8 protein-coding genes are annotated in these 11,929 nt (G+C 68.4%); 6 read left to right on the forward strand and 2 right to left on the reverse strand.

Annotation, left to right across the window (positions count from 1 at the left end; genetic code table 11):
• Positions 1-144: 144 nt before the first annotated feature.
• From OID54_RS02860 to exaC, 6 genes are all read left to right on the forward strand, one after another.
• The gene (locus OID54_RS02860; protein ID WP_443055748.1) at positions 145-3,063 is read left to right on the forward strand and encodes a DEAD/DEAH box helicase; all 2,919 of its coding nucleotides are present in this window, start codon (positions 145-147) and stop codon (positions 3,061-3,063) included.
• Positions 3,060-4,493 carry an SWIM zinc finger family protein gene (locus OID54_RS02865; protein WP_443055512.1) on the forward strand — a complete coding sequence of 478 codons (1,434 nt, stop codon included), beginning with the start codon at positions 3,060-3,062 and terminating at the stop codon, positions 4,491-4,493. Before OID54_RS02860 ends, OID54_RS02865 begins: the two co-directional genes overlap by 4 nt.
• 262 nt (positions 4,494-4,755) lie before the next feature.
• Entirely contained in the window at positions 4,756-6,120 is a 1,365-nt protein-coding gene (locus OID54_RS02870) for an esterase-like activity of phytase family protein (protein ID WP_329013436.1), read from the forward strand.
• A 303-nt stretch (positions 6,121-6,423) separates the two neighbouring features.
• On the forward strand, positions 6,424-7,077 hold the full coding sequence (locus OID54_RS02875) for an N-acetylmuramoyl-L-alanine amidase (RefSeq protein ID WP_329013439.1): 654 nt from the start codon (positions 6,424-6,426) through the stop codon (positions 7,075-7,077).
• A gap of 125 nt (positions 7,078-7,202) precedes the next feature.
• A complete protein-coding gene (locus tag OID54_RS02880; protein WP_329013443.1) occupies positions 7,203-8,456 on the forward strand; it encodes a GAF domain-containing protein in 1,254 nt (417 codons plus the stop codon).
• A 154-nt stretch (positions 8,457-8,610) separates the two neighbouring features.
• Positions 8,611-10,134 carry an acetaldehyde dehydrogenase ExaC gene (gene exaC, locus OID54_RS02885; RefSeq protein ID WP_329013447.1) on the forward strand — a complete coding sequence of 508 codons (1,524 nt, stop codon included), beginning with the start codon at positions 8,611-8,613 and terminating at the stop codon, positions 10,132-10,134.
• 96 nt (positions 10,135-10,230) lie between these two features.
• On the opposite strand, the gene OID54_RS02890 is transcribed toward exaC, so the two are convergent.
• Together OID54_RS02890 and OID54_RS02895 are read right to left on the reverse strand one after the other, a co-directional pair.
• Complete coding sequence (locus tag OID54_RS02890) at positions 10,231-11,685, reverse strand: tyrosine-type recombinase/integrase (protein ID WP_329013451.1); 1,455 nt, start codon at positions 11,683-11,685, stop codon at positions 10,231-10,233.
• Positions 11,676-11,873 (reverse strand): helix-turn-helix transcriptional regulator, encoded by a 198-nt coding sequence (locus OID54_RS02895; RefSeq protein WP_329013453.1) that lies wholly within the window; start codon positions 11,871-11,873, stop codon positions 11,676-11,678. Before OID54_RS02895 ends, OID54_RS02890 begins: the two co-directional genes overlap by 10 nt.
• Between the last annotated feature and the right edge of the window lie 56 nt (positions 11,874-11,929).

Genomic DNA, 11,929 nt, shown 5'->3' on the forward strand with positions numbered 1-11,929 from the left:
CGTGGCGACCGTGAACGGCCGTCGTGGAGTACCCTCGGCGACTCCCAGTCGAAGCTAGTCAAATTTGAGGAACGCGTCATCGCTGTGCACAGGCCCTCTGCGGCAACGCCCTCGCCGACCGCTGAACCACCCGTCAGCCCAGCCCTGCCCCTCTCGGAAAGCCCTGACGCGAGCTCCCTCGGTGCGCTCGTCTCCCGCTCGGTGGTGTTCCTGCCGGCAGATCCGCCCCGCGCTGGTCGTCTTGCCTTCTGGTCCGACGGGGGACTCAAACTCCCTGCCTCCATCCCGCCGGGGACCGTCGACCATCTCACTGTGATCTCCGATGGCATCGTGCCACAGACCGTTTCCGCCCTGACCCTCCCGGTACATGCGGCACTGGCGGTTCTCACCAGGGCGCGGGGCGACGACATGGCCTCGCCGAGCGCCCGGTTCTGGGGCTCAGCCGCCGTCCTCGCCCTCCAGCTCATCGCCCGGGGACTGCTGCTCCCCGGACTGACGCCGACTGATCATGACGCATGGCGGGTGGGCCCGCTGACCACCGAGGACACGGAGCGCATCCGCACACTGGCGGCGGCGATGCCCGTGACCGCCCATTCCGTGCCGCTCGATCCAACGGCACCGGGCACATCCACGCCCGTACTGCTGCCCGAACCGGAGCGACTGCTGCGATCGTTCCTGGACGCGGTCGCGGACGCCCTGCCCCGTACCCCCGCGGCGGAAATCGCCGCGGGGGCACCGGCGTTCGCCGCCGATGCTCCTCAGGTCCTGCCGGGCGCCCGGGCCTGGGCCGCGGACATCGGCGCCGGGCATGATGCGGGCGTGCGCCTGTCCCTGCGGATCGAGTTGACCGAGGGCTCCTCGCCGTCGGCCCTCGACCCGGCAGACCCGCAGGATGGGCAGGACGAAGCCGCTTCACCGTCCCTGCACGCCGTACTCCAGTTGCACAGTGCCAGCGACCCGGCCATCGTCGCGGACGTCGCGGACGTCTGGACCAGCGGTGATCGTCTCGATGGGGCGTTCGGCCCACGGGCCCGGATGGACCTGTTGCTCGCGCTGCGCCGAGCCGCCCGGGCGTGGCCGCCGCTGGCCCCGCTGCTGCACGCTGCCGTACCCGATGTGCTCCCCCTCGCGGAGGAGGAGGTCTGCGAACTACTCGGGGATGCGACGCGGGTCCTCGCCAGTTGCGGGGTGGAGGTGCACTGGCCCAAGGAACTGGCGCACCGGCTCGTCGCCCGGGCCGTGATCGGACCGGCGGACGGCACTCCGGAGGCGCGTGCCACCGAACGCTCGGGACTCCCCTCGGTGCTCTCCACCGATGCGCTGCTCAGCTTCAACTGGTGGTTCGCGCTGGGTGATCAACAGCTCACCGCCGAGGAGTTGGACCAACTGGCGGAGGCGAACCGTCCGCTGGTGCGATTGCGTGACCAGTGGGTTCTCGTCGACCCTGATGAGGTCCGCCGCGCCCGCGAGCACCAGGACCACACCCTGGCTGCCGTCGATGCGCTCAGTGCCGTACTCACCGGCACCACGGAGGTCGAAGGCCGAAGGGTCGAGGTCCAGGCGGTCGGCTGGGTGGCGAAGCTGCGCGATCGGCTCGCCGACCCGGAAGGCGGCAGTCAGGAGATCGGTCAACCGCCATCGCTGGCAGCCTCCTTGCGCGACTACCAACTGCGAGGGTTGAACTGGCTGCACCGCATGACCTCGCTCGGTCTCGGTGGCTGCCTCGCCGACGACATGGGTCTCGGCAAAACCATCACCCTGATCGCGCTGCATCTACACCGACAGATCGATGAGTCGACAACGGGACCGACGCTGGTGGTCTGCCCCGCGTCCCTGTTGGGCAACTGGCAGCGCGAGATCGAGAAGTTCGCTCCTGGCACGCCCGTACGTCGGTTCCACGGCCCCACCCGAACCCTGGAGGACCTGCGCGACGGTGAGTTCGTCCTCACCACCTACGGAACGATGCGTCTCGATGCGGCGCGGCTGGGCGGCACCGCCTGGGGCATGGTCGTGACCGATGAGGCGCAGCATGTGAAGAACCCGTACTCCGCGACCGCGCGTCAACTGCGCACGATCGGCGCGAAGGCACGAATCGCCCTGACCGGCACCCCCGTGGAGAACAATCTGTCGGAGCTGTGGGCGATCCTCGACTGGACCACTCCGGGGCTCCTGGGAAAGCTGGGCACCTTCCGCAATCGGTATGCGCGCGCCGTGGAGGGGGGCGATCTGGCGGTGGCGGAGCAACTGACCGCTCTGGTGCGACCTTTCCTCCTGCGCCGCCGCAAGTCCGACCCCGGGATCGCCCCGGAACTGCCGCCCAAGACCGAAACGGACCGTGCCGTGACGCTCACCACTGAGCAGGCGGGTCTGTACGAGGCGGTGGTGCGCGAGACGATGGCGGCGATCGCCGAGGCCGACGGCATGGAGCGCCACGGCCTGGTCGTGAAACTGCTCACCTCGCTGAAGCAGATCTGCAACCACCCCGCGCAGTACCTCAAGGAGGAACAACCGCGGATCACCGGGCGCTCGGGCAAGGTGGAGCTGCTCGACGAACTCGTGGACACGATCGTCGCCGAGGACGGCAGCGTCCTGGTCTTCACCCAGTACGTGCAGATGGGGCGGCTGATGGAGCGGCATCTGTCGGCACGTGGGTTGCGGACGTTGTTCCTGCACGGCGGTACGCCCGTCATGGAGCGCGAAGCGATGGTGGAACGCTTCCAGAACGGGGAGGTGCCGGTCTTCCTGCTGTCGCTCAAGGCCGCCGGCACCGGTCTGAACCTCACCCGCGCCGGCCATGTCATCCACGTGGACCGTTGGTGGAACCCCGCCGTCGAGGCCCAGGCCACGGATCGCGCGTACCGGATCGGCCAGACGCAGCCCGTACAGGTCCATCGGCTGATCTCCGAAGGCACCATCGAGGATCGGATCGCCGACATGCTGGCGCGCAAACAGGAGCTCGCGGATGCGGTCCTGGGCTCCGGTGACGCGGCCCTGACGGAGCTCACCAATGCCGAGTTGGCGGAGTTGGTGGGGCTTCGTCGGGACGGGGGGACGTCGGGATGAACCGCCACGGCGAGCGCTACGACGACCACCGGTCGTTCTCGGACGACGCCCCGCACGGCAAGGACGGTACCGATCGTACGGACAACAGAGGAGCGAGCACGGACATGGACGGGCGACACGATCCGCACGGGACCGGGCAGGGCGGCCCCGACACGAGCGAGCGGACCTTCGCCCCGCTGCCACCCCCGCCCGGGCGGGGCTTCGCCCAGACATGGTGGGGGCGAACCTGGGTCAAGGCGTTGGAGGAGACCGCGCTGGACTCCGGTCAGCTCACCAAGGGCCGCAAGAACGCCCGGGCGGGAGCGGTGGGAGCGGTCTCCGTGCGTCCCGGCCGCATCACCGCGGTGGTGCGCGACCGCGACGGCACCGGTCACCGTTGCGATGTCCTGTTGCAAGAGCTGACGGACGCCGCATGGGACCGGTTCCTCGACATGGCGGTGGATCGCGCCGGCCATATCGCAGCCCTCCTCGATCGGGAGATGCCCACCCATCTGGTCGAGGACGCTGCGACGGCGGGGGTGGAGCTCCTCCCCGGCATCGGCGATCTGGAACCCGAATGCGGTTGTGGGGCCTGGGACTTGTGCCCCCATACGGCCGCGCTCTGCTATCAGGTGGCGCGTCTGCTCGACCAAGACCCCTTCGTCCTGTTGCTGTTGCGGGGACGCGGCGAAGGCGTGTTGTTGAACGACTTGCAGGCCCGCAGCGTGGCCCGGGCGAGTGCGGGCGCCCCGCGGGACGGACAGCGGGAGCAGCCGCACGAAGGCGTACGGGCCGACGAGGTGTTTGCGGCGCAGGACGCGCTGCCGCGCCTGCCCGATCCGCCTCCACTGCCTGACAAGACCGGGCTGGCGCCCGTCCTGGACAGCGAGATCGACCCGGGAAGCGGTATCGACCCGGCGGCGTTGGAGTTCCTCGCGGCCGATGCCGCAGCCCGGGCCCACCACCTCCTCGCTCAGGCGCTCTCGCCCGGTCATGCCCGACAACCGTGGTCCGCACGGACGGATCTGGACGTCGATGCGGTTCGGCTGGCCGCTTCGGAACCGGGGCCGGTGATCACCGGACGTCTCGCGGCAGGTACCGGTCGCCAGCGGGTCGAGTTGGAGTTGGCGGTGCGCGCGTGGCAGGCGGGGGGTCCGGCGGCCTTGGCGGTACTGGACGATGCGTGGACTCCGGACGCGGAGTTGCTCGCGCGGGCGACGGCGGTCCTGGACGGCGCGTGGGAGGACATGGACCGCCCGCGGTTGCGGTTCGCCGCTGCCGGCCGGTGGACGGTCGTGGGTGCGGAGAGGCAGCTTCGGATCGGTGCGGACGGCCGGTGGTGGCCGTTCCACAAGGAGAAGGGCCGCTGGGTGTTGTCAGGGGCCGGGGGCCTTGCCCCCGACGCGGTGCTGTCCGAGGTGCTACCGGGGGTAGCGGGCGAACTGGACTGAAGCCCCTCAAAGCAACACCCGTCCCACCTGCACCAGGGAGGGAGATCGACCCAACCCTTCCGAACTCCCCCCACGCCCTACGCGCGTAGGGCAGGGTTCCTTCAGATGCATGGATCATCCGGTCAGTGATGCACCGGGGCTGCCGTCCCGGTGCATCATCGAACCGGCGCCGCTCATGCCGGGGACATGTCGTCGTCGGGCCATGAGAGGACTCCAGCGCATCCGGCCCGAGACCCGCCTGACCCCCACCAGGAGGCTGCCCATGTCGCCCTACGCACAACTGCCCCGGCCGCTGCGCCGCTCACTCGTATTCGGCGTACCGATCGCTCTGGTCACCGCCATCGCCGTGGCCGCGACGGCGAGCGGCACCAGCCCCGCTCCCAGCAAGCCCCGAGCCGCGGCGCCTGAAGTGGTGGGAACCGCGGTCCTCGATGAGATCCCGTTGGCGAAGTTCAGCAACTCCCTCATCCCGAACTCCGTCGCCAATGACCGCGGGGTACACCTCGGCATCGGCAGCGACATGTTCCCGGCCGATCGCAAGGGCGAGTTCTGGGCGTTGACGGACCGCGGTCCCAACGGTCAGATCAAGGTCGACGGCGTCAAGCGCCGCACCTTCGCCGTACCGGAGTTCAACCCGGCGATCGTACGCGTGCGCGTCGCGGGCGAACGGGTGTCCGTACTCCGGGCGATCCCCATCACCACCGCCTCCGGCAAGCCGGTCACGGGGCTGCCGAACCAGGCCGCGCGCGACGAGGCCCCGTACAACTTCAACGCGACGACCCCCCTGGCCTTCAACCCCAGCGGTTTGGACACCGAGGGCATGGCGCGGGCGGCGGACGGCTCATTCTGGCTCGTCGACGAGTACGGGCCCTCCCTCATCCATGTCTCCGCACGCGGCAAGGTGCTGACCCGCTATGTGCCCGAGGGGCTCAAGCTCCAGGGCGCTGACTACCCCGTCGTGGAAGCGCTGCCCGGCATCCTCCTGAAGCGCAAGCTGAACCGTGGGTTCGAAGCACTGACCGTGCTGCCGGGCGGCGACCTCGTCCTGGCGGTGCAGAGCCCGCTGCTCGTGCCGGACGCGACCGCGGGCGAGTCGTCCCGCAATGTGCGACTGCTGCGCTTCTCCCCCGAGGAAGGGGAGGTGACTGCGGAGTACTCCTACCAGTTCGACCCGGTCCACGTCGTCGATCCGTCGGAGACCGACACCTCGGAACTGAAGCTCTCGTCCCTCGTACCGGTCGACGACGACACCGTCCTGGTGCAGGAGCGCACCGACAAGTCGTCACGACTGCACCGAGTGACCCTGCCCAGCGGCGAAGGCATCCTCGGCAGCCGGTGGGACGATCCGGCGACCTCCCCGAGCTATGAGCAGGTCGAGGACCTCGCGGCAGCCGACGTGCCCGTTCTCGCCAAGGAACTGGTCGTCGACTTCGGCAAGGTCCCCGGAGTTCCCGGCAAGATCGAGGGCATCGCCCTGGTGGGCCGCAACACCCTGGCACTGATCAACGACAACGACTTCGGCATGTCGGACGGGGCCCAGGCGTTCGACGAGCAGGGCAGGCTGGTCGACAGCGGCGTCGACACCAGAGTGACCCATGTGAAGCTGCCGCGCCCGCTGCGCGGCTGAGCTCCGGCCGTACCCGGCGGAGGGCAGTGATCCGGATGAGGTCCGGGTCGCTGCCCTGCCGCATGTCCGGAAGGTCATGGTCGGGACCGGGCCGGGAACGGCCGGCCACCACGCGGGGCGCCCCTTCGCGGGAAGTCTCGCGGCGCGCTCAGCCTCCCCTCGTGATACCGCCGCGACACGACATCCGCCCGTACGACATCCCCGGGCGGCGGGGGCTGCCGCGAGATCCTCAGAGCGGTCTCGACCGCCACCCGGCGGACGGGCCCGAAGCCCCGCTTCTGACATTCCACCAGGAGAGGCCCGATGGACCGTAGAAGACTCCTCTGGGGCGCCGCCGCGGCGGCCACCGGTGCGCTGCCCCTGATCACCCCCGCTCATGCCGCAGACCGCGCCCGCCGACCGGACGGCGACGCCACCGCACCCCGTGGATCGCGCGACCCCTCGTTCCACAGCGCCCACCAGCGCAGCGAAGTGGATCATCCGTCCGCGCAGTGGCGACCCGCGGCTTCGGAGAACTACACGGCTTCCAGCCGTCCGACCTCGTACCCGATCGACTTCATCGTCATCCACGTCACCCAGGAGACCTTCGCCGACACCGTCGAGATCTTCCAGAACCCGGCAAGGCAGGTCTCCGCGCACTATGTCGTGGCGTCGTCGGACGGCTCGGTGGCGCAGTGTGTCAGGGAACACAACGTCGGTTGGCACGCCGGCAACTGGGACTACAACACCCGCAGTATCGGAATCGAACACGAGGGGTGGGTGGATCAGCCCGCCTACTTCACCCATGCCCTCTACGAGAGTTCGGCCGCGCTCACCGCGTCGATCTGCGATCGGTACGGCATCCCCAAGGACCGGGCACACATCATCGGCCATCACGAGGTGCCGGGAGCCGATCACACCGACCCCGGACCGTTCTGGGACTGGCAGCGCTACATCCGCCTGGTGAACTTCGCCTGACCCCGGTGCACGACAGCCGACGGTAGGAGGACAAAATACCGAAGCGATAGCCTGCTGACTACTTGTCACTTGACGTGCTTGTCCGGCTCGGCGGGCTAGGTCACGATGGTTCCAGGGAGGCCGATTTGACCGATGCATGGGTGGCTCTGGAACCGGGTGCGGATCCGGCTAAACGGGTCGTGGACCTGCGCAGGGCGTATGACGCGTACGTGACCGCTGGCCGGGTCGAGGCGCCGGTTCGACCCGTCGTGGCCGACTCCTGGCGCCGCTGCGCCCGGGCCCTGGTCAGTCCGGACGGCATCGCGGACATCGAGTTGGACGACGACGCGCTCACCACCTACCGGGAGAGCCACCCACTGGCCCGGGTGATGCCCCTCATACGCGAACTCACCAGCGCCTACGCCATGGACGGCGACCATCTGGTGGCGGTCTGCGACACCCATGGACGGCTGCTGTGGGTGGAGGGACCGCCCACCACCCGGCGACGGGCCGAAGGGATGAACTTCGTCCCCGGCGCCCGCTGGTCGGAAACGGCGGCGGGCACCAACGCACCAGGCACCGCGATAGCCGTGGACCGACCCGTTCAGGTCTTCGCCGCCGAGCACTTCAGGCGCCCGGTACACCCGTGGACCTGTGCGGCGGCACCGATCCACGATCCCGCCACGGGCCGCCTGCTCGGCGCGGTCGACATCACGGGCGGGAACCGACTCGCCCACCCACACAGCCTCGCCTTCATCGCGGCGGTCGCGAGAGCCGCAGAATCACAACTCGCCCTGCTCGCCCCGACGCCCACCACCGGCAGCGTCCGGTTGACCGCACTGGGCCGCAATGAAGCACTCCTGCTCAGCGAGGGACGCACTTTACGCCTGAGCCGTCGCCACAGTGAGATCCTGGTCCTGCTGGCGCACCGCCCCGAGGGAGTGGGCGGCGACGAGTTGCTGATGGAACTGTACGAGGACGAGTCCGTCACCCCCGTCACCCTGCGGGCGGAACTGTCGAGACTGCGGCACCTCCTGGGCAGGGACCTCCTCAGATCACGGCCCTACCGCCTCGCGGCCCTGGTGGACACCGACTTCGGTGCGGTGACCCGACGGCTCGCCTCCGGAACGGTCACGGGAGCACTGAGCGCCTACGCCGGTCCCCTGCTCCCCGCCTCGATGGCACCCGCCGTGGTGCGACTGCGACGACGGCTCACCGACCAGCTACGCGCCGCATTGATCTCACGAGGGGATCCCGGTCTCCTCGCGGACTGGGCCTACAGCCCGTGGGGAGAGGACGACCTTCCGGTGTGGCGGGCCCTTGCGGGCGCCCTCCCCGGGGCGCAGCGACCGGCCGCACTCGCCCGCATCCGCGAGCTGGACGGCTGGCAGGGAGCCTGACGTCCACCGTCGCAGCGCCGGCGCAGTGCACCCGTCCCGTTCCGGAGGCGCTGGCGGACAGGCCCGACGCAACCTGCCTGCAACCCCGTTGCTCCTAGGCTTGACACGAGCACCGCCCAACGGCGGGCGGCGTCTTCACCGGGAGGTCCTGGCCATGACCCGCTACGCAGCGCCTGGCAGCGAAGGCTCACTCGTCTCCTACCGTCCACGCTATGACCACTGGATCGGCGGCGCCTACGTGCCTCCGGCTCGTGGCGGCTACTTCGAGAATCCGAGCCCGGTCGACGGTCGCCCCTTCACCGAGATCGCCCGCGGAACCGCCGAAGACGTCGAACGCGCCCTCGATGCGGCCCATGCCGCGGCGCCCGGCTGGGGGCGCACCTCCGCAGGTGACCGAGCCCTGGTCCTCTTGAGGATCGCCGACCGGATGGAGGCTCATCTGGAGCAGTTGGCGGTCGCGGAGACGTGGGACAACGGCAAGCCGATCCGAGAGACGCTCGCCGCCGACATTCCCCTCGCCATTGATCACTTCCGCTACTTCGCCGGCGCCCTGCGCGCCCAAGAGGGCTCGCTGAGCGAGATCGACGACGACACCGTCGCGTACCACTTCCATGAACCGCTGGGGGTCGTGGCCCAGATCATCCCGTGGAACTTCCCGATCCTGATGGCGACATGGAAGATCGCACCCGCACTGGCCGCGGGCAATGCGGTGGTGCTCAAGCCGGCAGAGCAAACTCCGGCCTCGATTCACTACTGGCTGGAGTTGGTCTGTGATCTCCTGCCCGACGGCGTGCTCAACGTCGTCAACGGCTTCGGGGTAGAGGCCGGCAAGCCGCTGGCTTCCAGTCCCCGCGTGGCCAAGGTGGCCTTCACGGGCGAGACGACGACCGGCCGGCTGATCATGCAGTACGCCTCCGAGAACATCAAACCCGTCACACTGGAGTTGGGCGGAAAGTCACCGAACATCTTCTTCGACGACATCTGGAACGCCGACGACGACCTGCGCGACAAGGCACTTGAAGGGTTCACCATGTTCGCCCTCAACCAGGGCGAGGTGTGCACATGTCCGTCCCGCGCACTCATCCAACGCGGCCACTACCCCGAATTCCTTTCGGCGGCGGTCGCCCGCACCGAACTCATCGTGCCCGGCCACCCCCTGGACACGGAAACGATGATCGGAGCGCAGGCGTCCCACGACCAGTTGCAGAAGATCCTCTCCTATCTGGACATCGGCCAGCAGGAAGGCGCCAAGGTACTGACCGGTGGTGAACGCATCACCTATGACGGGGACATGGCCGGCGGCTACTACGTACAGCCAACGATCTTCGAGGGAAACAACAAGATGCGCGTCTTCCAGGAAGAGATCTTCGGTCCCGTCGTCGCCGTCACATCCTTCACGGACTTCGAGGACGCCATCCGCACAGCCAACGACACGCTGTACGGATTGGGCGCGGGCGTCTGGACCCGTGACATCACCACCGCGTACCGCGCCGGTCGCGCCATCCAAGCGGGCAGGGTCTGGACTAACTGCTACCACGTCTACCCCGCGCACGCGGCCTTCGGCGGCTACAAGCAGTCGGGAATCGGGCGCGAGACCCATCGCATGATGCTGGCGCACTATCAACAGACGAAGAACTTGCTTGTGTCATATTCGCCGAAGAAGCTGGGCTTCTTCTAGGGGCCGAAAAGGGGCGCCTGAGCAGGGGTTTCCCTGCCAGGCGCCCTTCGCGAAGCGATTCTATGTGGCGAGTCGAAATTCGCGGTTACTCCCGATTCATCCCGCCTGTTTCCCACCTCTGACCAGTTGTTCCGGGGTATTTCCGGGCCAGTGGCTGGCTAACACAACGCCATCGGCCTCGGCGGAACCGTCCCAGCGCCGCATGGAGTCCTCGATGAGATGGTTGGCGTGGTCGCGTGTCTCGGTCAGGAACTTAGCGTAGTGCCGGAAGAGGACCTGGATGCTCTGTCCGGCGCGGCGTGCGCATTCGGCTGGGTCGACGCCGGAGGCGAGCCAGAAGGAGATGCCGGCGTGGCGGAGGTCGTAGGGTCGCTTGGCGAGTTCGAGGGTGTGCTCGTCCAGGGTGAGGGCGGCTTCGCGGGCCCGGTTCCAGGTGATGCCGTAGGCGGAGTGGTCGATGTAGTTGCCTTGGGCGTTGCGGAAGATGCGGCCGTCCGGTGTGACGCCGAACTGTTCGATGTGGTCGCGCAGGATGCGGACGAGTACGGGTGGGATGGGTACGGGGCGGGTGGCTTTGGCTGCGCGTCGTTTCAGGGAGTGGATTTCGTGGACGGATCCGTCGTCGGTCCATTCCTTTCCTGCTGTGATGACGCCGCCTTTGAGGTTGAGCAGGCCCCATCCGGTGGCGGGGAGGCGGCACTGGGCCTTGCGGAGATGGATGATTTCGGCGGGGCGCATGGCGGCGTAGTACATGCAGGCGAAGAAGCCGTACAGCTGGGGTCCCCGGCCCGGGAGTTCCCTGACGGCTTCGAGTAGCCGGGTGACTTGGGCGGGGTTGGGGACACAGTCCGGGTCGACTTCGTCCGCCACTTCCGGTGCCGTCCATCGGAGCCGGTTGAGCGGGTTGTGGGTGAAGTATCCGCGTTCTACGGCGACCCCGAACACCTCGTTGACCGCTGCCTTCTTCCGTTTGACGGTCTTGGCGGCGGCAGCGGTCCCGTCGAGTTTGCGGCACAGGGCGTCCAGTCCGCGGCGAAGGGTTTCGGGGTCCTCCAGCTCGCTCACGGGCAGTGAGTTCCGTTCCAGCCAGGCCAGGGCCTCCTGCCACTCCTCCCCGGGCGCGGCTTTCCAGGCGTTCTTGTTGAAGGCCCATGAGTACAGGGCTCGCCGCAGTATGCGCGGGTTGCGGTAGGTGGCTCCTGGCTCCACGAGGGCGGGGGTGATCGTGGCGAAGGCGTCGGCGAGGGTGCGGCGGGTGTTGCCGGGTGTCCGGTCCCAGCGCTGTTCGGTGTATTCCCGTGCGAGGGTGTACCAGGTGGTGCGCTGTTTCAGGGCTCGGAGTTCGGAGGCGGGCAGGCCGGTTCGGGGGGCGAACGGTTCGCCGTCCCGGGCTGCGGTCATCAGTTTGGCGCGGCGGCTTTCCGCGAGCCCTTTGGTCTTGAAGGATTCGGATTTCTCGCGGCCGCTGACGGTCCAGCGGACCTCGAATCCCTTTTGCCGGCCGGTTCGCTCGCTTATTTCCCAGAATCGGACCTTGTAGCTCATCGCCATTCAGGCGTTTCCCTTTCGCAAGCCGCCCACCACGCGTCGAGATCGGCACGGCGGCAGCGCAGTTCACCGTTCGGAAGTTTGATCATTCGGGGAGCATTTCCCCGAGCTCGGAGGCGATAGAAGGCTGACGGGCTCATACGGATCTCCGCGAGGACGTCGGCAAGTTTGAGTGCAGGGGGACGGGCCACGGGGTACCTTCCAGGGATATAGGCCGTGCGCGCGGCATGTCGGCCCTCGACGGAGT

This window comes from Streptomyces sp. NBC_00690 (assembly GCF_036226685.1).
Taxonomy (GTDB): Bacteria; Actinomycetota; Actinomycetes; order Streptomycetales; family Streptomycetaceae; genus Streptomyces.